Origin of the sequence: Mycobacterium ahvazicum (assembly GCF_900176255.2) — a bacterium.
Classification (GTDB): domain Bacteria; phylum Actinomycetota; class Actinomycetes; order Mycobacteriales; family Mycobacteriaceae; genus Mycobacterium; species Mycobacterium ahvazicum.
In genome coordinates this window covers 1,676,653-1,699,181 of record NZ_FXEG02000003.1, presented here as the reverse complement: position 1 = coordinate 1,699,181, position 22,529 = coordinate 1,676,653, and the positions used below count along the sequence as shown (strand labels likewise).

The window sequence follows — 22,529 nt, the reverse complement described above, 5'->3', positions numbered from 1 at the left end:
TTATCTGTAACGGGTTGTGGGGTGTGTAGGACTGTCACCCACGTGGGTTTTAGATGGGGTTTTCTCGTAGGGGACACTGTTATCTGTAACGGTGTCACCGACGTTGGCTCGCGGTGGGTGTTGCTGTGTTGCGGAGGCGGTGCAGTTCGCCGTGTGCGGTGGCGAGGGCTTGTTCGAGGGTTTTGTTCTCGGCTTTGAGTTCGGCGATCTCTGTCTGGTAGCGCTGCTTTTGGGTGCGGAGTTGTTCGCGCAAGGCGGTGACGATGCTGGATTCGGTGTCGGGCTGGGGTGTCGTGGGTGCCGGGTTGAGGGTGGGTTTGGCTGATTCGGCGTGGATCTGGTCGAGCAGGTTGCTGTGGTTGTAGACGCTTTTGCGGGAAACCCGTGCGTGTTTGGCGACGGTTTGCGGGTTGATCGTGAGCCCTTTTCGGCGCATGTCCTTGATCGCTTTGGCGATCTTGTTTTCGGTGGCGGCGTAGCGCTTCTTGGCGTGGGCGACGATCGCGTCGGTGGAGCGCGGTGTGGTCATTGCTCACCGGTGCGGGGTCGGCTGGCCTTGTCGAGGGCGGATTGGTGGGCTCCGCGGGTTTGGATCTGCAGCAGCGGCAGTCGTTTGCCTGTGCCTGGGCCGGCGACGGAGTTGTCGGCGGTGGCGGCGAGGCGGTCGATGATGGCATGCAGCGAGTCGATTTCGCGGTGTCGTTCGATGATCCAGATGTTGTCGTCACCAAGTTCGCGGCCGGCGCGTTGCCGGTATTGGTCGCGCCGTGTCGCGATGAGCGCCTCGGTCGCGGCGAGCTGGGCGCGCAGTTCGTCCAGGTGTGTGGTGTCGGTGGCGAAGTGCCCGCAGCCCAGGCAGGCGTTGCCTTTGTCGCATTGTTTGAGCGGGGGCAACAGACAGACCCCGTTGGGCAGGACGCGGTCGGTGCGGGCGGCCAGCTGGGTCATCTCGTAGATGTCGTGCGGGGTGATGTCGATGTCGGCACCGTGTGCCCCGATCTTCTTGTGTTTGAGGAATTCCGCTTCGGCGGTCGCGGCCAGCGTGGCGGCGTAGCGGGCGGTCATTTCGGGGCTTTTGTGGCCGAGGTAGCGCTGCACGACGTGGAACGGAACGCCATCGTTGAGCAGTTCGGTGGCCCGGGTGTGACGCAGCCTGTGAGTTTGGGTGAATCGCAGTGCCCGCCCGGCGCTGTCGGTGAGGGTGTGGCACTTGTCGAGTTTGTCGAGCATGGCCCGGTAGGTGGTGTAGGAGCGGGGCCGTTGCCCGCGGTGCTGATTCTTCAGCCCGAGAAACAGGTATTTGGATTGCAGCTGAGGGTATTTGGTGGTGAGCCATCGTTGTTGCTCACCGATGATGTCGACGATGGCTTGCTCGACCAGGATGGTGGGGACGATCCCGTCGACTTTGGTCTGTTGATAGCGCAGCCGCGCCACGAACGCCCCGTTGTCGGGTTCGGTGCCGACGGGCCGGTCCTGGCCCGGGATCGCCTCGAGCGGGTCGTAATCGAGCATCAAGATCTCCGAGGCCCGCCTGCCGGTGAGTGCTTGCAGCAGCCAGATCCGGGCGGCTTGGGGGTCACCGAGGCCTGCGAGGACCGAGAGGTCCCCGTCGGGGCCGGTGAGCACCACTTTCTGTTTGGGTTCTGCGGCCAAAACGTCGAGGTAGGCGAGCATGCGTTGCAGGTCGGCGGTGGAATGCCAGGTGAGTTCGCGTGCGCGGCGGCGGTGTTTGGGGGCGTTGATGGGCGACCATAACGCCGTGTGGGTCAGGGTGATGTCGCGCCAGCGTGCCGTGGCGGTGGCCGTCGCTGCCTCGGCGGCGTGGTCGTGCATGAACGTGTAGAACGACTGGGTTTGGGCTTGCAGGCTAGCGACCGTGTCGGAGGTGAGCCGCTCGGAATGGGTGGCGGCCTGCGGTGAGCGCAGGTAGTCGAGGTAGTCGAGGAACACCGTGCGCAGCTGGTCGGGGTCGGTGCTGATCAAGGGGTCTTGCAGATGACCTGCGGTGGTGGCGAAGTGGCCCAGCTGCGAGCCGAGGTTGCGGGCCCGGTCAACGACCGAGGACCAGGTGAGCAGGTCGTAGGTCAGGGCGCTGCGCAGCCAGAACCGCAGGCCTTCGCGCAGCCAGTCTGGGGTGATCCCGCGCAGCCGCACCGTCTGGTCGTGGCAGGGTTCGTGCGGGCGTTGCGGGATGCGGGGATCGGCGCGCAGATCCCAGATGTCGTGGGCCCACCACGGGGTGTCGGTGCACGATACCGACACGTTCAAGTGCAGGTGTTCGATGAGGTGGCTGATGTTGCGCCGCGATCCGGGTGAGGGCAGCCGGTTGTTGCGGCGCTGAAAGCTCAACGCGGCCTGGCGGATCAGCTCGGTGGGATCGAGCTCGGCGATACTAGTGGGCGCAGCGCCGGTGCGGGTGGTGTGCTCGGAGATGGCCGCGGGCAGGGTGCGCACCAGCCACGCCAGCAGCGACGGCTCGATCTTGCGCAGCTGCTGATCCCAGCACCACCACACCCACCAAGCGATTTCCTCGGCGAATCGCGGTGGTGCGGCGGGGGTGAAGTCGTGGGCGGCCCCGGCGCGGTTGCCCCGCAGGTAGAACTGGTTGCGCAGGAACACCTCCTGGAAGGGTGCGGTGTCGATCGGATAGACGGGCTTACGCCACTGCCCGGGCACTCGGGCCCATTGGGACTGCCAGGAACTGACCGCGACCGGGGATGAGGCCGCGCCCCGGGGCGGCGGTGGGTCCATCGGTGTGGTCACGGTGTGAGTCCTTTCCAGCCGGCCACGTAGTTGCGCCATTGGGCCAGGGTGCGCATCTCGGCGTCCTCGGTGACCCACCCGTAGGTGGAGAGGGTGGTTTGGATGTCGGCGTGGCCCAGGCGGCGCATCACCACGTGTGGGGCCGCGCCGGAGAGCAGCAGCGCGGTGGCGTGGGTGTGGCGCAGCCAGTGCGGAGACCACCCCTGTGGCAGCGCCCCGGCGGCGCGGCTGGTGACCGAATCGACTTTGGCGTAGACGGTTTCAGGACGCGTCGGCGCGAACGGTGTCCCCGCGGTCAGGTTGACGAACACGAAATGAGTGGTCAGGTCCGGCACTGCCAGATCCGCGCCGTGATCGATCAGATGCCACACGTAGGAGGAATACAGCGCCTCCAGGTCGTCACCGATATAGACCCGCCGCGGGGAGAGCGTCTTGCCGCGCGCTCCGCGGGGGTGGTCTTGGCGCGCGGCGATATCGATCCACGGGGTGCCGCCAGCGCCGATGTGGAAATCGTGGTGCCGCAACGATAATGCCTCCCCCAACCGCATCCCCGTTTCGGCCAGCACCGCGAACAACAAACGGTCGCGCAGCCCCGATGCCGGCCCGGACCACTCATGGCCGGTTTGGGTGGCGCAGCCATCGAGAATGAGCCCGACCTGGGCGGGCAGCAGCACCGGGGTGGCGGCGCGATTGCCGCGGCGCACCGTGTAAATGGGGCGGTCCTTGGCCGGCCGCGCCGCACCGACCCCGGCCAGCATCGGGATGTAACGTGACCGGCCACGTTTGCCGCGGCTGGTGTGCAGCCGCTGATACGGGCCGACGAGCCCGTGGGCGTCGGCGTGGTAGCGGTAGCAGGCCAGCACCGCCGCGGCCCGCAACGCGGTGCTGGCCGCGCCGAGCCAGCCCTCGGGGGCGCCGATGCGGGCGGTGCCCGGCAGGTCCCCGGTGCGCAGATAGGCCAGAAACTGCCCGAACAGGCTGGTGCTGATCTCACGCCAGTCGGTACCGGTGTGCTCCAGCACCGTCCACCAGGCCGCCAGCCCCGCGGCGTAGGCCTTCACCGTGTTAGGGGAGGCCTCGTCGTCGCGCAGAAACTGCAGGAACTCCTCGGCCGGGTCGATCGGCAGAAAATCCGGACCCACCACGGTGAACGTATCGGTGTCCTCGGCCAGGGCGATGCGTTGCGTGCGTGCCATCGCCGATGTCCCACGAATCCGTTCAGGCTTGCCGGCGCGACCGGAACCGCTCCGAGGCCGCCACCACCACCGTGTCACCACGGTCGGTGCCGCCCACCGGGGCCAGCGCAACATCGACCCGCGCCGGCCGCGGCGCGCTCGCCCCGCGCTGTCCGGCTAGGATGTCGGCCAGCAGATCGGCCGGGAAGATCAAATCCAATGCAGCCAGCATCTCCACCGACGTCGCGCCGTAGCAGGCCTCGACCCACTTGATCAGCAGCCGCGGCTGCTCGGGCAGGCGGGCGTCCCACCCAGGTTCGGTCTTTCCCCAGGTGCGCCCGGTCTCGGAGTTGATCCGGGTGTAGAGCTGGCGCTGCAGCATCGCCGCGCGGTGCTCATCGATCAGCTTGGATTCGCGCAGATGCATGATCAACGCGCCCAACGAAATTCCCCACTTCAACTTCACCGGCATCAGATGATTCAGGGTCGGGGCATCGGTGATCTCGGCCGCGATCGCCGCCGCCGGCGCCAAGAACTCCGACGCGAACCGCGACGCCTCGTTCTCCTGGTCATCGCTGACCTCGCCATGGCGGTGCAACACCAGATGGCCGATCTCGTGGGCGACCGTCCAGCGGCTGCGTTCCCAGGAGTCGATACTGCGCATCAACACCAGTGGGCGTTGCCGGAACTCCCCGGTCCGCGCCGAGCAGCCCAGATGCTTCTCGGTCAACCCACCGGCGGGTTCCTCGTCTTGGGTGTCCCAGTCGATGCGACCCGTGGAGCGAGAATGCTTGGTGCGCAACACCACCGGAACCCCGGCCGCTTCCAAGTCATAGGTCAGATAGCGGATCGGCTCGCACGCCTCGCGGCCCAGCCACGCCCTGGCCTTGGCCGCCGCGGTGACCACATCGGTGCCCACCGGCAACGGCTCCAGCGCCACCACGGGCCCCTTCTCCACGCCGTTGAGCTGATCGACCAGATCACCGACCACGTTGGCGAACACCGCCAAATACTCCTTCTCGGTGACCGTCGTAGCCTTGGGCGCCCGGAACAGCAGATCCCGCGCTGCGACCCGTGACACCGGTGCAGTGGTGAAAAACCGTGCCGGGAAACGCAACAACGCGACCAGCGCCTCGAACTCGAGGGCGTCCAAGGTGGCGGTCTCGGCCTGCTCCAGACGCGTCTGGCGCGGGGAACGCCACCCCATGTGCTCCATCACCGCCGTGGCGGTCATCTGCCGCAGCACCCGGGCCTGGCGGACCCGTGCGCCGAACACCTCGACCGTCATCACCGACCACCTCGTCCCCGGTAAACCCCGGCCGGTACCCCGCACTCATTTACGCGCCCGGATCCCCAGTGTCGGTGGACTTCTTGCCGAAAATCTCGTTGAAGTCCCCGTCGGGCTGGTAATCGGTGACTGCCTGCTGCTCCTCGGCCGCCGTCTTGGGCCGGATCGCCGGCGGCAACGCGGTGAACACCAGGATCCGCTCGTCGTTGGTGTTCAAGTCGGCCACCGCGGCCAGGATCGCACCCGCCACCGACGCCTTGTCCGGTGTCGGCCACCAGTAGACGATCAACTCGTATTCCTGCTCCAAGCCCGGCGGCCCCATCACCGGTTCGGCGGCACCGTCGTCGAGGAACAACTGCACCCCCGGCTTCGCCGCAGGTGTGGCCTGCGGCAGAAACAGCGCCAGACCGTCCACCACGTCGGGTGCCAGCTTGCGCACCCTGGCCATGGCCATATTCGAATCGCCAAGCCGTACCGACGTATTGGACCCCGAGGTCATCCGCAACGTGGAATCCGGGCCGCAGGACGCGCTCGTGGGCACCTCTCGCGTCGACTCGCCGGTACGGGTCAGCGCATCCATACCGTTCATCGCCAGCACGGTCGCCCGCACGTCCCCGCAGAGCATGCCCCCGGGGATCTGACGCGGGTCGGGAAACCGCCGCGCGTGCAGGGCCACCACTTCGTCGTAGGCCGCTTCGATCTCCCCGAGCAGCCGGGCGAAGGCGGAGCGATGCTGCTTCATCAGCCGCTCGACCAACTCCTGTAGGTCCATGGCTGAAATATTGCACGTCTATTCCTACATCGTCACGGAGGCGCGCCGTGTGTCGCGTGGACGATTTCTGCTGGTCAGGCACCTTCGTAGTATACATGTGTAAGAGGTGAAATGCTGTGCAAACACGGCCATTTCGACTGGTTTTAGGTGGTGCGGCGGTGTCGAATCCGCTGCAGTGAGCCGCCCCGAGCGAACCGACCCTGCGACGCTGCCGGGCGCCGAAGTCAGGGCCGCGCAGGCATCGAACACGTGTGTGAGTGTGACAGGTGAGACAGGTGTGATTGGTCAACCGGTGAGTGCGTGTCGCTCGACGCCGTCCGCATTCTCGCCGGATTCCTCGCGCCGACCGCGGATGCGCCTGGGCTTGACGTCACCGAACTCTCGGCGATCACAGCGGCTTCGGTGGTGCGACGGCAGCGCTGTTAGTAATCCCACGGCCCGGGGCCCATCATGCCCGGTCCGTACTGTCCAGGACCCCACTGTCCCGGGCCCATCATGCCTGGCCCCCACTGTCCCGGGTCCATCGTGCCCGGTCCGTATCCGCCGGGACCCATCATGCCCGGTCCGCCGTATCCGCCGGGGCCCGTCATGCCCGGTCCGTATCCGCCGGGACCCCATGGTCCGGGTCCCCAGCAATTGGGGTCCCAGCCGTTGGGTCCCCAGCACTGGTCCCATGGGCCCTGGACCGGCAGTGCGGGCCCGCTGGTCGATGAAACCCCGCCTGGGGGTTGTGCGAGGGTGGTCGTCTCGCCGCCGCTGAGCCCGATTGCGACCGATCCGGCTAGCGCGAGGATGGTCGCGGTGGTGATCGTTGCACGTCTGGTGAACATGGTTCGTCTCGCTTATTTGGGTGGGCTGGTGACGTCGAGTTCGGCATACATCCCGGCCCAGTAGTGGCCGGCGATGTTGCAGATCAGCTCGTAGCGTCCCGGGGTCAGGGTGATGGTGGTCCAGCCGGTGCCGCCAGGGCCGATGCCGTATTGGGGTGACTGTTCGTCACCTTTGTCGGCGCCGCAGGTGCGGGAGGCCTCACCTAGGCTGCCGGCCTCGTCGACCTTGCCGTCGGGACCGGTGACACGCCATCCGGGGTACTGGCCCTGTGCCAGGGGCAGCACGACGAGCTCGTGGCTCAACCCGCCGGTGTTGAGTACCCGAAACGACACCGGTCCCGCCGGAACGGAGGCCGGGGTGACGACGATGCGCATCATCCCCATGCCCGGCCATCGGTAGCCGGTTTGCCCCGGGCCATTCGGGCCGTTCCAGCCCGGCCCCATCATGCCGGGGCCCATCATGCCGCCGCGGCTCATCATGCCCGGGCCCATCATGCCGCCGGGGCCCATCATCGCTCCCATGTCGGCGAGGGTGACGTCGACCACCGCACCGGGTAGGGCGGGCGCGGAACAGGACGGCGGCGGGGCGGCCGGGTACCGCCAGGGGCCCATCATGCCCGGGCCCATCGAGCCCGGACCCCAGGCGCCTGGGGCGTTCGGGTAGGGGGCGTTGGCGACCGGTGTTTGGCGGCCGAACGGCCCGCCGGGGTGCCAGATCGCGGTGGTGGTGACCCCGAGGATCACCGATGCGATCGCGATGGCCAAGATCAGCCAGAGACGGTGGGAGCGCATCGCGGTCAACGGTGTTCACGCAGCAGGGTCATACGCCGCTGATATTCGTCTTCGTCGATCTCGCCGCGGGCGAAGCGTTCGGCGAGCAGCCCTTCCGCGCGTGCCGGCCCCGGTCCGGGCGGGTGCGCGCCGGTGTGCCGCGGACCGGTCAGGTAGCGGATGGCCAGGACCACGGCGGTGATCACCGCCGCCCAGAACAGCACCATCAGCACGGTCATCAGGATCCAGCCACCGGAGCCCATGCCGCCCCAGCCCCAGCCGTCATACATCATGGTCGTGTCCCTTTCGCCTGAAATACCAAGCCCCGCACCGGGGGCTGCTCAGGCCAGCCTGCTCGCGCAGTGCCGATGCCAGGTAGGGCCGATGGTCCTCAATGATCGGTGTCTTTCGGTATTACCAGCTAAAACACAGTATTATCGTCCAATGACGATGGATAGTGCGGGTTGTCTGGCCGGACCGGCGTCGGGTGTGGATGCGGCGGTGGCGTTGTTCCGTGGCCTCTCTGATGGCACCCGGTTGGCGATCGTGGGCCGGTTGGCTCACAGGGAGGCCCGGGTGGCCGACCTGGTTGCGGAGTTGGGGTTGGCCCAGTCGACGGTGTCGGCGCATGTGGGGTGTCTGCGCGAGTGCGGTCTGGTGGCGGGCCGTCCGCAGGGACGGCAGGTGTTCTATTCGTTGACCCGCCCGGAACTGCTCGATCTGTTGGCGGCGGCCGAAACACTGCTGGCGGCCACCGGCAACGCGGTCGCGTTGTGCCCCAATTACGGCACAGGCAGCGCATCGGGGTCTGCCTGTGAGTGACACCTGCTGCGGCCACGACGACCCCGGTGCCGAGCGCGATGAGCGCGAGCGGGGCCCGGAGAAACTGTGGCAGGTCAGCGAGATCCGGGCTGCCGCGCTGGCCGGGGTGCTGCTGCTGGCGGGTCTGATCGTGGGCTGGGCTGGCGGACCCGGGCCGGTGACGCTGGTGGCGGAGGCCGCGGCACTGGTGATCGCCGGTGTGACCTTCGTCCCGTCCACGTTGAAGCGGTTGGTGGCGGGCAAGATCGGTGTCGGCACGCTGATGACGATCGCCGCTGTCGGTGCGGTGTCCCTCGGTGAGGTCGGCGAGGCCGCGATGCTGGCGTTCTTGTTCGCGATCAGCGAAGGCCTCGAGGAGTACTCGATCACCCGCACCCGCCGGGGCTTGCGGGCGCTGCTGTCGCTGGTCCCTGCCGTCGCCACGGTGCGCCGCGGTGGGCGCGAATACCGGGTCGCCCCCACCGAACTCGCCGTGGGCGAGGTGATGGTGGTCAAACCCGGGGAGCGCATCGCCACCGACGGGGTCATCACCGCGGGCCGCAGCGCGCTGGACACCTCGGCGATCACTGGGGAGTCGGTGCCGATCGAAGCCGGCCCCGGTGATGCGGTGTTCGCCGGCTCGATCAACGGCACCGGGGTGCTCGACGTGCAGATCACCGCCACCGCCACCGACAACTCGCTGGCCCGGATCGTGGCGATTGTGGAGGCCGAGCAGGCTCGCAAGGGTTCCAGCCAACGCCTGGCCGACCGGGTCGCCAGCCCGCTGGTGCCGGCCGTCATGGTCGCCGCGGCGATCATCGCCGTGGCGGGCAGCGTGGTCGGGGATCCGCGGGTGTGGATCGAACGGGCGCTGGTGGTGCTGGTCGCGGCCTCACCGTGCGCGCTGGCGATCGCGGTGCCGGTCACCGTGGTCGCCGCGATCGGCGCCGCGAGCAAGATGGGTGTCCTCATCAAAGGCGGTGCCGCGCTGGAGGCATTGGGCCGCATCCGTGGGATCGCCCTGGACAAGACCGGCACGCTGACCCGCAACCAGCCCACCGTCATCACCGTGGTACCCGCCGACGGGGTTTCGGGCGGCGAGGTGATGGCGGTGGCCGCCGCGCTGGAGGCCCGCAGTGAACACCCGCTGGCCGCGGCCATCCTCGCCGCCACCGATCAGCTCACTCCGGCCCGCGATGTTGAATCGGTACCCGGTGCCGGGCTGTCCGGGTGGCTGGACGGGAGTCTGGTCCGGCTCGGGCGTCCCGGCTGGATCCAACCTGGCCCGCTGGCCGAGGTCATCGACCGGATGCAGCGCGCCGGGGCGACCGCGGTGCTCGTCGAACGCGACGGCGCCGTGTTGGGTGCGGTGGCGGTGCGCGACGAACTGCGACCCGAAGCCCCCGAGGTGATCGGTGGGCTGCGCGCCCACGGCTACCAGGTGGCGATGCTGACCGGGGACAACGAGCGCACCGCCCGGGCGCTGGCCGCCGACGCCGGCATCGACGACGTGCACGCTGACCTGCGGCCCGAGGACAAGGCCCGCATCATCGAGGAACTGCGCTCCCGGCGGCCCACCGCGATGGTCGGTGACGGCGTCAACGACGCCCCCGCCCTGGCCACCGCCGACCTGGGCATCGCGATGGGCGCCATGGGCACCGACGTCGCCATCGAAACCGCCGACGTCGCCCTGATGGGCCAAGACCTGCGCCACCTGCCCCAAGTGCTGTCCCACGCCCGCCGATCCCGGCGCATCATGCTGCAAAACATCGGCCTATCGTTGGCGATCATCACCATCCTGCTGCCCCTGGCCCTACTCGGTGTCCTCGGCCTGGCCGCCGTGGTGCTCGTGCACGAACTCGCCGAAATCGTCGTCATCGCCAACGGCGTCCGCGCCGGGCGCACCCAACCCCTAGCCGGGATCCCGCAACCACACGGCCGGCGGGTGAGCACCCGCCGCGCGACAGCACAGATCGGAAACGCCGCACACCGCTGAGCAGGAAAGAGACAACGATGACCAAACTGGCACTATCAACCACACTGCACACCTCCTTCGACGACGCGGTCACGCGAACCCGAAAAGCCCTGGCCGACCACGGGTTCGGGGTGCTCACCGAGATCGACGTGAAAGCCACCATGAAGGCCAAACTCGACGTCGACATGGCCGACTATCTGATCCTGGGAGCCTGCAACCCGCCCCTGGCGCATCAAGCCGTGCTCAGCGACCCCGAGATCGGGCTGCTGCTGCCCTGCAACGTCGTCGTGCGCGCCGACACCACCCACGGCAACGACACCGTCATCGTCGATGCCATCAATCCCGCGCTGATGGCCGACCTCAGCGACGCACCCGGAGTAGCACAGGTCGCCGAACAGGTCACCACCAAACTGCAAGCCGTCATCGACGCACTCGACCACACCTAACCCTCCCCCGGCCGCGTTCGCCGCGCGAACGATGACAAGTGCGTGCTGCTGGGGCGGTAGGCCACCGGCCACGCTGTTGGAGAACACCCGCAATCAAAGGCCGACCTGCACTCGTCAGGCCGGCTAATCCGATTGTCGTCGACGGCAACCCCGATCCGGAGGCGTGTTTATGCCGCTTGGATATCGCCGATGCCGTCGAATTGACCGAGCTGCTGCAGTTCGTCAACGACTGGCTCGCCTCCGACACCGGGCGCCTCGACGCATCACTGACCCACTACGTCGGTCATCCCGGCTGCACCGCCGATGAACTGCGCGCCGACCTGGACCGGTTCATCTTCCTACTCTGGCAACGACGGCGAACCACTCTTCGGACGCGCATAGCAAGAAGCACGCCGCCGATGCCCTAACGAGGTGGCTCCACCACCCTGTCGCAGCACAGCGGTAGGGGCTTGGTGCAGCCCAACCCGCGGGGTGAAAGGGCTACCGCTGAGGCGTGGTTGGGACGGCCGGAGTTGTGGTCGGCGATGGCTGCTGACCGGGGCCCATCATCCCGGGTCCCCACGATCCAGGCCCCATCATCCCGCCCGGTCCCCACGATCCAGGGCCCATCATCCCGCCGGGTCCTCCGGGGCCCATCATCCCGCCGGGTCCTCCGGGGCCCATCATCCCGCCGGGTCCTCCGGGGCCCATCATCCCGCCGGGCCCCATCATCCCGCCGGGCCCCATCATCCCGCCGGGCCCCATCATCCCGCCGGGGTAAGACATTCCGCGCCCGTCGCGGTAACCGCCGCCGTACTGCTTTCCGACGAAGAACCCGGAGAAGAAGATCACCGCGACGATGAACACGACACCAGCAACGATGCCCACCCATGCCGCGCTCTGGGTGAGCCTGTTGGGACGGTCCGATCCAGGCGACAGCTCCCCGCGCCCCTGCTCGGTGGCCACCGCGGTCGGTTCAGTCCGGGATTCGGGCGTTTCGGTCATGACTCGATCATGCCGATGCCACCCAGGCGATGAATCGAAACGCCGCGTTCTTCATCGAATCTTCACTGAACCACTAGCTCACCAATACCGATCGACGATGCCCCGGATCGATCTGGAGATCATGGGCGGTCGCCATGAGCGCTACGCAGGAGCGTTCACTTCAGTGGCGCCTGACTTCTGTCGACCGCCCATTGGACAACAGATCTGTCACGCGGGGATCCAAGTCAGACCCCTGACACACGTCCTACACATGCGTACGGATTAGCAGACCTACCCGGTCGGTAGTACACATGTAACTTACGTGCCTACCAGCGGCAGCGAACGGTTTCACAGTTCCCGTTACAGATAAGACAGCAACACCCACCGCGAGCCAACGTCGGTGACACCGTTACAGATAACAGTGTCCCCTACGAGAAAACCCCATCTAAAACCCACGTGGGTGACAGTCCTACACACCCCACAACCCGTTACAGATAAGGCGGCTGCCGTTTCCGGTCATGCATGTCGACACCGGCCACAACTTCGACGAAGTGATCTCGACCCGCGACGAACTCGTCGACGAGTTCGGGGTGCGCCTGGTAGTGGCATCGGTGCAGGAAGACATCGACGCCGGCCGGGTCGTCGAGACCATCCCGTCGCGCAACCCGATTCAGACCGTGACGCTGCTGCGTGCCATCCGCGAGAACAAGTTCGACGCCGCGTTCGGCGGCGCCCGGCGCGACGAGGAGAAGGCCCGCGCCAAGGAGCGGGTGTTCAGCTTCCGCGACGAATTCGGCCAGTGGGACCCCAAGGCCCAGCGTCCCGAGCTGTGGAACCTCTACAACGGCCGGCACCACAAGGGCGAGCACATCCGCGTCTTCCCCCTGTCGAACTGGACCGAGTTCGACATCTGGTCCTATATCGGCGCCGAGAAGGTGAAGCTGCCGTCCATCTATTACGCCCACCGGCGCAAGGTGTTCGAGCGCGACGGGATGCTGCTGGCCGTGCACCGCCACATGCAACCGCGCGCCGACGAGCCGGTGATGGAGAAGACGGTGCGGTTCCGCACGGTCGGCGATGTCACCTGCACCGGGTGCGTCGAATCGGAGGCCGCCACGGTCTCGGAGGTCATCGCCGAAACGGCGGTGTCCCGACTGACCGAGCGCGGCGCCACCAGGGCGGACGACCGCATCTCCGAGGCTGGAATGGAAGACCGGAAACGGCAGGGATACTTCTGATGGCTGCACCGACGACACTGCTCCGCATCGCAACGGCCGGCTCGGTCGACGACGGCAAGTCCACCCTGATCGGGCGGCTGCTGTACGACTCCAAGGCCGTGATGGAAGACCAGTGGGCCGCGGTCGAAAAGACCTCGAAAGAGCGCGGCCACGACTACACCGATCTGGCGCTGGTCACCGACGGCCTGCGGGCCGAGCGGGAACAGGGCATCACGATCGACGTCGCCTACCGCTACTTCGCGACCCCCAGGCGCAAATTCATCATCGCCGACACTCCGGGGCACATCCAGTACACCCGCAACATGGTCACCGGTGCGTCGACCGCCGCACTGGTGATTGTGCTCGTCGACGCCCGCCAAGGCCTGCTCGAGCAGTCCCGGCGGCACGCCTTTTTGGCCTCGCTGCTGGGCATCCAGCACATTGTGCTGGCCGTCAACAAGATGGACCTGATCGACTGGGACAGAGAGAAATTCGAAGCGATCAAGGACGAATTCCACGCCTTCGCCGCACGTTTGGACGTGCAGGACGTGGCCACCATCCCGATGTCGGCGCTGCACGGCGACAACGTGGTGACCAAATCGGACAAGACGCCCTGGTATGAGGGTCCCGCGCTGCTCTCGCATCTGGAGGAGGTCTATGTCGCCGGCGACCGCAATCTGGTCGACGTGCGCTTCCCGGTCCAGTACGTGATCCGGCCGCAGACCCACGAGCATCGCGACCACCGCAGCTATGCCGGAACGGTGGCCAGCGGCGTGATGCGTCCCGGTGACGAGGTGGTGGTGCTGCCGATCGGCAAGACCACCCGGATCACCGAGATCGAAGGCCCGAACGGCTCTGTGGGAGAGGCATTTCCGCCAATGGCCGTCTCGGTGAGCCTGGCCGACGACATCGACATTTCGCGCGGCGACATGATCGCCCGCACCAACAACCAGCCCAGGGTCACGCAGGAATTCGACGCGACCGTGTGCTGGATGGCCGACGGCGCGTCACTCGAGCCGGGCCGCGACTACGTCATCAAGCACACCACCCGAACCACCCGCGCGCGGGTCACCGCGCTGGACTACCGCCTCGATGTCAACACCCTGCATCGGGACAAGAGTGCTACGGCGTTGAAGCTCAACGAACTTGGTCGCATAACGCTGCGCACGCAGGTGCCGCTGCTGCTCGACGAATACACCCGCAACGCGAGCACCGGCTCGTTCATCCTGATCGATCCGAACACCAACGGCACGGTGGCGGCGGGCATGGTGCTGCGCGACGTCGCGGCGCAGAAGGCCAGCCCGAACACCGTGCGGCACAAGTCGCTGGTCACCGCCGATGACCGGGCGGCTCGCGGCCGGACGGTATGGCTCACCGGCCTGTCGGGTGCGGGTAAATCGTCGGTGGCGATGCTCGTCGAGCAGAAGCTGCTCGAAAAGGGCACTCCCGCTTATGTTCTCGACGGCGACAACCTGCGCCACGGCCTGAACGCCGACCTGGGCTTTTCGATGGCCGACCGCGCGGAGAACCTGCGCAGGCTGGCTCATGTCGCGACGCTGCTCGCCGATTCCGGCCAGACGGTGCTGGTGCCCGCGATCAGTCCGCTGGCCGAGCACCGCGAGATGGCTCGTAAAGTGCACGACGACGCCGGATTTGAGTTCTTCGAAGTGTTCTGCGATACCCCGCTCTCGGAGTGTGAAGCGCGTGATCCCAAGGGGCTGTATGCCAAAGCCCGCGCGGGCGAAATCACGCATTTCACCGGCATCGACAGTCCGTATCAGCGGCCCAAGAATCCGGATCTGCGGTTGATCCCGGACTGTTCGCTCGAGGAAATGGCCCAGCGCGTCATCGACATGCTGGAGTTGCGCGCCTAGCCCGCAGACCCAAGCATCCGCAGCGCAACGGGCCGATGGTGGCACAATCCTCAACGTGCGCATGTCGGCAAAAGCGGAGTACGCGGTGCGGGCGATGATTCAGCTCGCCACCGCGGACAGCGGCACGCTGGTCAAGACCGACGATTTGGCGCAAGCGCAGGGCATACCACCGCAGTTTCTGGTCGACATCCTGACCAACCTGCGTACCGATCGGTTGGTGCGCAGTCACCGCGGCCGCGACGGGGGCTACGAGCTGGCCCGTCCGGGTAGCGAGATCAGCATTGCCGACGTGCTGCGCTGCATCGACGGGCCGCTGGCCAGTGTCCGCGACATCGGCCTCGGTGACCTGCCGTACTCGGGGCCGACGGCACCCCTGGCCGACGTGTGGCGTGCGCTGCGCGCCAGCATGCGCTCGGTCTTGGAGGAGACAACGCTGGCTGATGTGGCGTCGGGCGCCCTGCCCAAACACGTGGCCAAGCTCGCCGACGACTATCGCGGCCAGGAAAGCCTGCGGCATGGCGCTCCGCGCGCCGACTAGCCCGGTTGGCTCAGCTGCCTGACCCATAGGGCCGAGTCAAGATCTCCATAGCGTGCCCGGCGGGATCCAGGAAGTAGACCCCGCGGCCGCCGTCGCTGTGGTTGATCTCGCCGGGTCGGCTTTGCCGTGGATCGGCCCAATGCTGCAGGCCGCGCGATTGGATCTTGCCGTAGATCGTGTCGAACTCCGGCTCGGACACCAGGAACGCGTAGTGCTGGCGCCGGATCTCATCCCCCTCGGGGGCGTCGGCGTAATCGAGGCTCACCCCGTGCTCGAGTGCGACGACCATGAAGTGGCCGAATGGCTTCGGGGCGGGCAGGTCGAAGAGCTCGGCGAGGAATTCCGCGGATTCGTGTTTGTCGCGGGCGGCGACGATGGTGTGGTTGAAACTGATGGACATAGTTCTTTCCAGTATTCACCTATTTGGGCGCGGTCAGCTCCAGCGCGATGTTGTCCGGGTCGCGGAATTCCAGAATGTAGGACGGCCCGATATCCTTGATCGGCTCGTGCTCGACGCCCAGTTCGTCGAGATGTGCTGCCGCGGTGTCTAATTCGTCCAGGCTGGCGAGCCGGAAAGCGATGTGGTCAAGACCGCACCGGTCTTCGTGAAAGCGATCCGAGGCGACCGGCCGCAGCCCGAGCAGCGTGCCGCCGAGGTCGTAGATGACGCCGCCGTACAAGAAGGAGAACTGGTTGCGGGTTGCCTCGTCGGCATTTTCGGGAAGTTCCAGCAACACCGGCCAGCCGAACACGCTCTCGTAGAACTGCCGCGATCGCTCGATATCGGTGACGGTCAGCCGGACATGTGCGATGGAGGTACTGGCTAAGGGCACTTACCCGAGCATGCCAGAATCGCCGTCGTGCGGATAGCAATGACGATGCCGGTGATGGAGCCGGATTTGGATGCCGCGGTGCTCGAGACCTGGGCGCGCGCGATCGACGAGGGCCCCTTCTCGTCGCTGTGCTGGGGTGAACGCATCGCGTTCGAAAACCCGGACAACCTCACGCTGCTCGGTGCGCTCGCGGCCTGGACGAAACGGGTGCGCCTGATGACGACGGTGATCGTGCCGCAGCTGCACGATCCGGTGATGTTGGCCAAGGGCCTGGCGACCGGCGACATGCTGTCCGGCGGCCGGTTGACCGTCGGCATCGGCGTGGGTGGCAGGCACGAGGACTACCACGCGGTGGGCGCCGACCCCGCGTCGCAGACCATGCGCGACATGGCCGATCGGGTCGCGGTGATGAAGCGGGTATGGGCCGGTGAAAAGATCACTGAGTCGGTGCTCCCGGTCGGACCGGCACCCGTCCAGCCCGGTGGTCCGCCGTTGTTCGTCGGCAGCATCGGACCGAAGACCATCCGCAGCGCGGCCGCCTGGGCCGACGGGCTGGCCGGCACCACCCTGGACCTGGACGTCGGCAAGCAAAATGAGCTCTTCGACGTCACACGGGAAGCGTGGGCGCGGGCCGGCAAGCCCAAACCACATCTGGTGACGTCGTTCTGGTTCGCGTTCGGCACGCCCGAGGAGTCGCGCGCCCAGGTACACCGGCACCTGCGCCGCTACATGAACTGGATCCCGGCGGAGTACGTGGACGCAATGGCCCCGATGACCGGCTGGGCCGGCGACGAAGACGAGCTGCTCGCGGTCCTGCGCAAATTCGAGGAGATCGGCACCGACGAGGTTCAGCTGATTCCGACCAGTTCGGATGTCGGCCAGGTGCGCCGGGCCGCCGACGTCGCCGCGCGGCTCTAGGCCGGTAGCCGCTCGCGACCGACCTCCGGCTGCGGGGGTTGGCCCTTTTGCAGCGTCGCGACCAGCTCGCGGTAGGGGCCGACGAGGTAGACGGTGTCGCCGGCGCGCAGCCGGGCGTCGCGTCGCGGGTGCAGCTGGACCGGGGTGTCGTCGCGGGTGATCGCGATGACGCGGGTCTGCGTGGACAGTTCGAACATCCGCATCCCGTCGAGCTCGCTGCCCGCCGCCACGTGCATGCCGCCGACCATGAAGTAGCGCTGCCCGACCGAGAACGTCCCCAGCACCTGCAGGCCCATCGCGGCGCCGACGAACCACGGAGCGGCCAGTGCGACGGTCGAACGCACGGTGTCAAAACCGAACCGTTCGGCCACCGCGCTGCCGAGCGCGTGGTCGAAAATGCGCAGCACGATCGGCACATCGGGCCGGATGACCCTCGGGATCACCCGCGGACCGAGCATCTCGCGCAGCACGATCCCGGTCTCGATATTGGTCATGTCGTCGTGGGTCAGCACCGCGATCGCACGTGCGGTGTCGACCCGGGCCGCCTCCAGCGTCTGGCGCAGCGTCGCATCCCCGAAGATCACCGGCACCTCGGCAGCGGTCGACAGGTAGCGGTTGTTCTCGTCGATCTCGATCACCGCGACCTCGTATCCGGCGGCGGTCAGGTCGGCGACGACGCGGCTGCCGAACGAACCCAGTCCGACGACGACGATGTGGTTGCGCAAGTGGCGCGCCCGCCGGCGGCCGGCGGTGTGGGCGAAGCGCTGCGAGATCAGCAGGTCGGCGATGAATGCCACCAGGACCGCGGTGGTCATCAGGCCGCCGAACATCAAACCGATGCTGAACAGTCGCAGCCAGGTGGGCTGCGTCAGGAAGCTGAAGTCGCCATAGCCGACCGTCGCGATCGTCTCGGTGCTGAAGTACAACGCGTCGACCCAGGTCATCTTCGCCTGCGGTTGGTAGCAATAGCGCAATAACACCGTCGAGCCGATCAGCACGGTCAGCACCGCGGCGACCGCACGCATGAACATCGGGTTGACGTCGTTGCGCAGGCCGCGGGCGACGTCGATGGCCAGACGCACGCGGCGCTGACGGCGCCGCGTCGTGTTGGGCCGCGGGGCCTTGATGCCGCGCGCCGTCAGCTCGTCGACGGTGCCGATCATCGCTGTCCAGTCGCCGGCGCGGACCTTGAGGTCGCGGCCAGGACAGGTCTCCAGCAGCCCGGGCGCGGGCGAGTTCTCGCCGTGGATCACCGCGACCGGGGCCAGGTCGGCGTAGATCTCGCGCAACGTCGCGTCATAGGGTGCCTGCGAGCCCGAGACGAGAAACTCGATGCCGGCCGCTTCGAACGGGTGCACGGTATGCGCCAGAGCAGCCTCGACCACCGACGGCGCCGCCAACTCGGCGACATCGAGGATCGCTCCGGGACCGTTGTCGTCGGCGACCGCTTCGCGCAGTACGTCGTTGGCCAGCCGGGCGACCACGCGCACATTCGGGTTGGCTTTCCTTGCCAGTAAAGCGATTTCGAGGTTGATCGCGTCGTCGTCGCCGGCGCAGACCACGGCGGCCGCGCGGACGATCCCGGCCTCGATGAGGTCTTCCTTGGTGTCGGCGACGGAGTCGTCGATGAGCTTGACCACGGTGGCGCCGGCGTTTTCCAGCTCCTCGGCGATCGTCGTCGCCAGCGCGTCGTCACCGCTGACGATGATATGGCCGTGCATGCTCACCTGCCTCCCGGGAACGTCACATTGCTATGACTATCGGCTACTGTGCCGATTTCTGCCAGCGCAACACCCGCTATGGCGACGGCCAGCCCGGCGCCGAATCCGTATTTTCTTGGGCTGTAATGGTTTTGCGCTAGAGGACACGGACGTCGGACGGCCCCCAGAACGCCCGCATCGACGTGATCTTCGCGTCGTCGTCGAACGTCATCAGCGAGATGGGCGAAATTCGGGTGCGGGTGTCGCCGGCATCGAGTGTCAGGTGCCAGTAGAACGCCGCCTCGTTGCCGCCGACGCGTATTTCGGCGAGTTCGGTGTCTTTCTTGGCATCTTGGAACGCCGTGTAGAACTCGCGCACCGCGTCCTGCCCGTGCCGGACTTCCGATCCGGCGGGATCCTCGATGGTGGCATCGGCGGAGTAGAGGTTCACAATCTCGTCGGTGGCGCCGCTGGCGACGTGGGCGAGGTAGCTGTTGACGGTGTGGGTGATGGCTTCTTGGGAAGGCATGGCTCCGGACGCTACCTGTTCGCCATGGCGGTCGCTTCGGGTTGGTGATACTAGCAACGTGCCTTTCATCGAACGCCTCGCTTCGCGTGAGATCTATCGGAATCCGTGGCTGATCCTCCGGGAGGACGACATCCGCCGCCCCGATGGCAGCCCCGGCATCTACGCCGTAGTGGATAAGCCGACCTATGCGCTGGTGATGCCCTATGACGAACGCCGGTTCCGGCTGGTCGAGCAGTTTCGCTATCCGGTGGGCGCCCGGCGCTGGGAGTTCCCGCAGGGCACGGCGCCCGATCTGGCCGACACCGAGCCCGCCGAGCTGGCCGCGCGCGAGCTGCGCGAGGAAACCGGGTTGAGCGCGACGTCGTTCGAGGCACTCGGCCTGCTCGACGTCGCTCCCGGCATGACCAGTCAGCGCGGCTGGGTGTTCCTGGCCACCGGGATCTCCGAGGGGCAAGCAGCCCTCGAGCACGAGGAGCAGGACATGCGCAGCGCATGGTTTTCCCGCGAAGACGTCGAGGAGATGATCCGCTCAGGGGTGATCGCCGACGCGCAGTCCGTGGCGGCCTACGGGTTGTTCCTGTTGCACGGGCGATGAGTTTCGGGGCGGGGCCGGTTGGAACCGTTCGGCGCCACGAAGTTTCGGCTGGACGCGGCATTACCGTGCGATCGTGTCCGTGCCGATATCGCATCGCGTCATCGAGTCCGCACCATGGGCACGGTGTGCGCGCGTTACCTGGCCGCGGTGCTCGCCGTCGTCGCGATCCTTGGCGTGCCCGCTATTTCGGCGCACGCCGCGACGCCCGTGTGGAATGGCAAGTACTCGTTGGTCAGATACGCCGTGAACAAGACCGGCACCAGCGTGGCGGCCGGTCAAGCCGAACCCACCTTCAGCGCCGACTACGTCTTCGTGACGTCGTGCGCGTCGGGCAGGTGCGTCGCGACCGCGACGAACGGGCCGGTCCCGAAAAACCCGACGCTGCCCCAACCGTCCCACTACACCTGGGACGGAGCCCGCTGGGTGGAGCACTTCAATTTTCAGTGGGATTGCTATATGGGTGAAGGCGTTCCGAAAGTCTGGGCACCCGCGACGTCATGGGCGTTCTACGCGCCGCAACCGGACGGTTCGCTACGTGGCACCTGGCACACCGACATCTCCAGCGGCCCATGCCGCGGGACGGTGGAGATGCCGGTGGCGGCGTTTTCAGCGGGCCCGCAATAGCCGCGGCCCGCTCAAGTCATTAGGGGCAGTAGTTGGATTCCGCGGCGCTGACGACGCCGGTCGCGTCGCTGAGGCTGATCCCCGGGTTCTTGCTCTGCACCACCTGCGCCAGCTGGTCCGGGGTCTCGCCGTTGGCGCGGTCGACGCAAATCAGGTGCCCGAGCTGGATCAACCCGGTGGGGTCTCCGGTGAGGCCGATCTTCTTGATCTGTGCGAGATAAGCGTCGTCGTCGGCGACCGCGATCCCGGTGCCCACGGTCAACGCGGCGGCAGCAATGGCGGGGACCGTCAATAAGCACAGTTTGCGAGCGGAAATCATGGTCGTCTCCTTGTTTGGGAGGGGCGGTGCAACCGCATCATTATGCGATTCTTAACGCGGCTGTGCGCGCCGAATTGACGCAGCGGGCAAAGATTAGCACCGTACTCGTCGCGCGGTCGGCGCGCTTGAGAGCACGATGTTTCTGACGGATACGTTGCTGGGCGCGGCGTTGGTGAGGCCATTCGACGGCAAAGCGGGGACCGCAATTGGTTCGGTGTCGTCCTGGCCGGCAGCAAATGGGCAGGCTACGACATGAAAAACTGTGAAATTCCCATACCCACGAAATAGTGAACATCGGCAATGATGTCTTTTTCGGAGTTTCTCCCGAGTGTCGCTATCGGATGATGGTTAGGTCGGGATGTGGCGTCTTGGGTGAAATTGTTCCGCGACACCGTCGCGGTTCGGATGGCGGTAGTCGTGGTGCTCGGCGTGGTCGTCGCCATCCTGGTGGGACATGCCCTCGGTTCGCGGTATGCGCTGGTCGGCTGGATCACCGCCGCCGGGGTGTATGTGGTGTGGACGCAGCTCATCCTGCGCGGAATGGACGCTGACCAGACCCGCGAGTGGTCGACGCGAGAAGACCCGACCCGGTGGCTCGCGGACGCGATCATCCTGACCGCAAGCGTCGCGAGCTTGGGTGGCGTCGGATATGTGGTGGCCGCCGGGTCACGCTCCGGCGCCGAGGCCCTCCAAGCGGCCGTCGTCGGCATTCTGAGCGTGGCGGCGTCCTGGTTCGCCGTGCACACGCTGTACACCGTGCACTACGCGCGGCTCTACTACTCCGGCAATCCCGGCGGCATCGATTTCCATGATCCGGAGCCGCCGCGATTTCAGGACTTCGCGTATGTCGCCTTCACCGTCGGCATGACGTATCAGGTGTCAGACACCGAGATCAATCTGACGTCCATTCGCGCCGCGGTGTTGCGTCAGGCGCTGGTGTCTTACCTGCTCGGCGCGGTGGTTCTGGCGGTCACGATCAATTTGATCGCGGGGCTGGGCTCCAAGGTGTGATCGAAAGGTGTTGCAGCTAGCCGATTTTCGTCAGGGTGAAGATGTCGTGCGAGTCGGTGAGGCCGCATGGCGCGGTGCTGTCCAAGAAGACGGCAAGGCCGGTGAGCGTGAGCGGGTCCCACGATTGTTGGACGGTGACCGGATGCAGGCTGTTGTCGTTCGGACAGATCGCGGCCTCCGGGATGGTGCGCGTCACGCTGTACTGGCCGTCGATCAGCGGGGCGTTGAATCCTTGACCCGGAGCGGTCGTCACGTGAGCCACGCAGACCTGCTTGCACGTGGTGTTGATCGTCCACGTTCCGGTGTCACCGTCCTCGTCCGCGTAGTGGTAGACACCGTTCAATTTCGTGTCGTCGGGAGCGGCCAGTGGCTCGGCCGAGGCTGGTAGTGCCGGCAACGTGGCCGCGCCAGCAAAGAATGCGGTCGCCACGATTAATCCGCTTGCCCTCATCTTTTCCGTCCTCATCTCCTGGTTTCACCGCCGCGCGGGCCAGACGAGAACGTATCAGCAAACTGAAGCGGAGTATCCGTTTGCTCCGAGACGCATAGCGAATTGATAGAGAAATTGGTCGGCTGTCCCGAAATCT

At 66.6% G+C, this 22,529-nt stretch carries 26 protein-coding genes and 1 pseudogene; 12 read left to right on the top strand and 15 right to left on the bottom strand.

Annotation, left to right across the window (positions count from 1 at the left end; genetic code table 11):
* Positions 1-94: 94 nt before the first annotated feature.
* Genes MAAFP003_RS20605 through MAAFP003_RS20585 form a run of 5 tightly spaced genes read right to left on the bottom strand, consistent with a single transcriptional unit; the run spans position 95 to position 5,998 of the window.
* Positions 95-529 (bottom strand): DUF6262 family protein, encoded by a 435-nt coding sequence (locus tag MAAFP003_RS20605; protein ID WP_011782546.1) that lies wholly within the window; start codon positions 527-529, stop codon positions 95-97.
* A complete protein-coding gene (locus MAAFP003_RS20600; protein WP_011777823.1) occupies positions 526-2,751 on the bottom strand; it encodes a tyrosine-type recombinase/integrase in 2,226 nt (741 codons plus the stop codon). Before MAAFP003_RS20600 ends, MAAFP003_RS20605 begins: the two co-directional genes overlap by 4 nt.
* A gap of 8 nt (positions 2,752-2,759) precedes the next feature.
* On the bottom strand, positions 2,760-3,959 hold the full coding sequence (locus MAAFP003_RS20595; RefSeq protein ID WP_011777822.1) for a tyrosine-type recombinase/integrase: 1,200 nt from the start codon (positions 3,957-3,959) through the stop codon (positions 2,760-2,762).
* A 22-nt stretch (positions 3,960-3,981) separates the two neighbouring features.
* On the bottom strand, positions 3,982-5,229 hold the full coding sequence (locus tag MAAFP003_RS20590) for an ImmA/IrrE family metallo-endopeptidase (RefSeq protein ID WP_308212981.1): 1,248 nt from the start codon (positions 5,227-5,229) through the stop codon (positions 3,982-3,984).
* Positions 5,230-5,275: 46 nt separating this feature from the next.
* The gene (locus tag MAAFP003_RS20585; protein ID WP_011777820.1) at positions 5,276-5,998 is read right to left on the bottom strand and encodes a hypothetical protein; all 723 of its coding nucleotides are present in this window, start codon (positions 5,996-5,998) and stop codon (positions 5,276-5,278) included.
* Positions 5,999-6,298: 300 nt separating this feature from the next.
* Between MAAFP003_RS20585 and MAAFP003_RS29965 the strand changes: the two genes are divergently transcribed.
* Positions 6,299-6,424 (top strand): hypothetical protein, encoded by a 126-nt coding sequence (locus MAAFP003_RS29965; protein ID WP_279304521.1) that lies wholly within the window; start codon positions 6,299-6,301, stop codon positions 6,422-6,424.
* Here the strand turns inward: MAAFP003_RS29965 and MAAFP003_RS20580 are convergent.
* The 3 genes from MAAFP003_RS20580 to MAAFP003_RS20570 are packed head-to-tail and all read right to left on the bottom strand — an operon-like array spanning position 6,421 to position 7,889.
* Positions 6,421-6,828, bottom strand: coding sequence for a hypothetical protein (locus tag MAAFP003_RS20580; RefSeq protein ID WP_011777819.1), 408 nt, complete (start codon positions 6,826-6,828; stop codon positions 6,421-6,423). The genes MAAFP003_RS29965 and MAAFP003_RS20580 overlap by 4 nt on opposite strands.
* A gap of 12 nt (positions 6,829-6,840) precedes the next feature.
* Complete coding sequence (locus MAAFP003_RS20575; RefSeq protein WP_011777818.1) at positions 6,841-7,620, bottom strand: hypothetical protein; 780 nt, start codon at positions 7,618-7,620, stop codon at positions 6,841-6,843.
* Between the two features lie 5 nt (positions 7,621-7,625).
* Positions 7,626-7,889 carry an SHOCT domain-containing protein gene (locus tag MAAFP003_RS20570; RefSeq protein ID WP_011777817.1) on the bottom strand — a complete coding sequence of 88 codons (264 nt, stop codon included), beginning with the start codon at positions 7,887-7,889 and terminating at the stop codon, positions 7,626-7,628.
* Between the two features lie 154 nt (positions 7,890-8,043).
* On the opposite strand from MAAFP003_RS20570, the gene MAAFP003_RS20565 reads away from it, so the two are divergent.
* The 4 genes from MAAFP003_RS20565 to MAAFP003_RS29710 all read left to right on the top strand — a co-directional run bounded on the left by MAAFP003_RS20565 (position 8,044) and on the right by MAAFP003_RS29710 (position 11,228).
* Positions 8,044-8,421, top strand: coding sequence for an ArsR/SmtB family transcription factor (locus MAAFP003_RS20565; RefSeq protein WP_011782545.1), 378 nt, complete (start codon positions 8,044-8,046; stop codon positions 8,419-8,421).
* Positions 8,414-10,396 carry a heavy metal translocating P-type ATPase gene (locus MAAFP003_RS20560; RefSeq protein ID WP_011777815.1) on the top strand — a complete coding sequence of 661 codons (1,983 nt, stop codon included), beginning with the start codon at positions 8,414-8,416 and terminating at the stop codon, positions 10,394-10,396. The genes MAAFP003_RS20565 and MAAFP003_RS20560 overlap by 8 nt, the downstream gene beginning before the upstream one ends.
* Before the next feature lie 17 nt (positions 10,397-10,413).
* Positions 10,414-10,821, top strand: coding sequence for a DUF302 domain-containing protein (locus MAAFP003_RS20555; RefSeq protein WP_011777814.1), 408 nt, complete (start codon positions 10,414-10,416; stop codon positions 10,819-10,821).
* Between the two features lie 176 nt (positions 10,822-10,997).
* A complete protein-coding gene (locus MAAFP003_RS29710) occupies positions 10,998-11,228 on the top strand; it encodes a hypothetical protein (RefSeq protein WP_233209490.1) in 231 nt (76 codons plus the stop codon).
* 73 nt (positions 11,229-11,301) lie between these two features.
* Here the strand turns inward: MAAFP003_RS29710 and MAAFP003_RS20545 are convergent, their stop codons facing one another.
* Positions 11,302-11,805: a hypothetical protein gene (locus tag MAAFP003_RS20545; RefSeq protein ID WP_096289598.1), complete on the bottom strand. Its 504-nt coding sequence runs from the start codon at positions 11,803-11,805 to the stop codon at positions 11,302-11,304.
* A 479-nt stretch (positions 11,806-12,284) separates the two neighbouring features.
* Here MAAFP003_RS20545 and cysD point away from each other — a divergent pair.
* From cysD to MAAFP003_RS20525, 3 genes and pseudogenes are all read left to right on the top strand, one after another.
* Positions 12,285-13,022 (top strand): annotated as a pseudogene (cysD, locus tag MAAFP003_RS20535) (sulfate adenylyltransferase subunit CysD); the annotation flags it as partial.
* Positions 13,022-14,875: an adenylyl-sulfate kinase gene (cysC, locus tag MAAFP003_RS20530; RefSeq protein WP_096289597.1), complete on the top strand. Its 1,854-nt coding sequence runs from the start codon at positions 13,022-13,024 to the stop codon at positions 14,873-14,875. The pseudogene cysD and the gene cysC, both read left to right, overlap by 1 nt.
* Positions 14,876-14,930: 55 nt before the next feature.
* Positions 14,931-15,413: an Rrf2 family transcriptional regulator gene (locus MAAFP003_RS20525; protein WP_096289596.1), complete on the top strand. Its 483-nt coding sequence runs from the start codon at positions 14,931-14,933 to the stop codon at positions 15,411-15,413.
* Between the two features lie 10 nt (positions 15,414-15,423).
* Here MAAFP003_RS20525 and MAAFP003_RS20520 read toward each other — a convergent pair whose 3' ends face one another.
* Positions 15,424-15,813 carry a VOC family protein gene (locus MAAFP003_RS20520; protein ID WP_096289595.1) on the bottom strand — a complete coding sequence of 130 codons (390 nt, stop codon included), beginning with the start codon at positions 15,811-15,813 and terminating at the stop codon, positions 15,424-15,426.
* Positions 15,814-15,832: 19 nt separating this feature from the next.
* A complete protein-coding gene (locus MAAFP003_RS20515; RefSeq protein ID WP_096289594.1) occupies positions 15,833-16,246 on the bottom strand; it encodes a VOC family protein in 414 nt (137 codons plus the stop codon).
* A 39-nt stretch (positions 16,247-16,285) separates the two neighbouring features.
* Here MAAFP003_RS20515 and MAAFP003_RS20510 point away from each other — a divergent pair, with 39 nt between their 5' ends.
* The gene (locus tag MAAFP003_RS20510) at positions 16,286-17,164 is read left to right on the top strand and encodes an LLM class flavin-dependent oxidoreductase (protein WP_096289593.1); all 879 of its coding nucleotides are present in this window, start codon (positions 16,286-16,288) and stop codon (positions 17,162-17,164) included.
* On the opposite strand, the gene MAAFP003_RS20505 is transcribed toward MAAFP003_RS20510, so the two are convergent.
* Positions 17,161-18,885 carry an NAD-binding protein gene (locus MAAFP003_RS20505; RefSeq protein WP_096291296.1) on the bottom strand — a complete coding sequence of 575 codons (1,725 nt, stop codon included), beginning with the start codon at positions 18,883-18,885 and terminating at the stop codon, positions 17,161-17,163. The genes MAAFP003_RS20510 and MAAFP003_RS20505 overlap by 4 nt on opposite strands.
* Positions 18,886-19,021: 136 nt before the next feature.
* Complete coding sequence (locus MAAFP003_RS20500; RefSeq protein ID WP_096289592.1) at positions 19,022-19,393, bottom strand: nuclear transport factor 2 family protein; 372 nt, start codon at positions 19,391-19,393, stop codon at positions 19,022-19,024.
* On the opposite strand from MAAFP003_RS20500, the gene MAAFP003_RS20495 reads away from it, so the two are divergent.
* Together MAAFP003_RS20495 and MAAFP003_RS20490 are read left to right on the top strand one after the other, a co-directional pair.
* Entirely contained in the window at positions 19,392-19,988 is a 597-nt protein-coding gene (locus MAAFP003_RS20495) for an NUDIX domain-containing protein (protein ID WP_207768561.1), read from the top strand. The two genes, MAAFP003_RS20500 and MAAFP003_RS20495, sit on opposite strands and share 2 nt — an antisense overlap.
* Before the next feature lie 114 nt (positions 19,989-20,102).
* Positions 20,103-20,612, top strand: coding sequence for an Rv2253 family sensor-like surface protein (locus MAAFP003_RS20490; RefSeq protein WP_207768560.1), 510 nt, complete (start codon positions 20,103-20,105; stop codon positions 20,610-20,612).
* Between the two features lie 19 nt (positions 20,613-20,631).
* Here the strand turns inward: MAAFP003_RS20490 and MAAFP003_RS20485 are convergent, their stop codons facing one another.
* Positions 20,632-20,931 carry a DUF732 domain-containing protein gene (locus tag MAAFP003_RS20485; RefSeq protein WP_096289590.1) on the bottom strand — a complete coding sequence of 100 codons (300 nt, stop codon included), beginning with the start codon at positions 20,929-20,931 and terminating at the stop codon, positions 20,632-20,634.
* Positions 20,932-21,336: 405 nt separating this feature from the next.
* On the opposite strand from MAAFP003_RS20485, the gene MAAFP003_RS20480 reads away from it, so the two are divergent.
* On the top strand, positions 21,337-21,942 hold the full coding sequence (locus MAAFP003_RS20480; protein ID WP_096291294.1) for a DUF1345 domain-containing protein: 606 nt from the start codon (positions 21,337-21,339) through the stop codon (positions 21,940-21,942).
* 16 nt (positions 21,943-21,958) lie between these two features.
* Here the strand turns inward: MAAFP003_RS20480 and MAAFP003_RS20475 are convergent, their stop codons facing one another.
* A complete protein-coding gene (locus MAAFP003_RS20475; RefSeq protein ID WP_096289589.1) occupies positions 21,959-22,372 on the bottom strand; it encodes a hypothetical protein in 414 nt (137 codons plus the stop codon).
* Between the last annotated feature and the right edge of the window lie 157 nt (positions 22,373-22,529).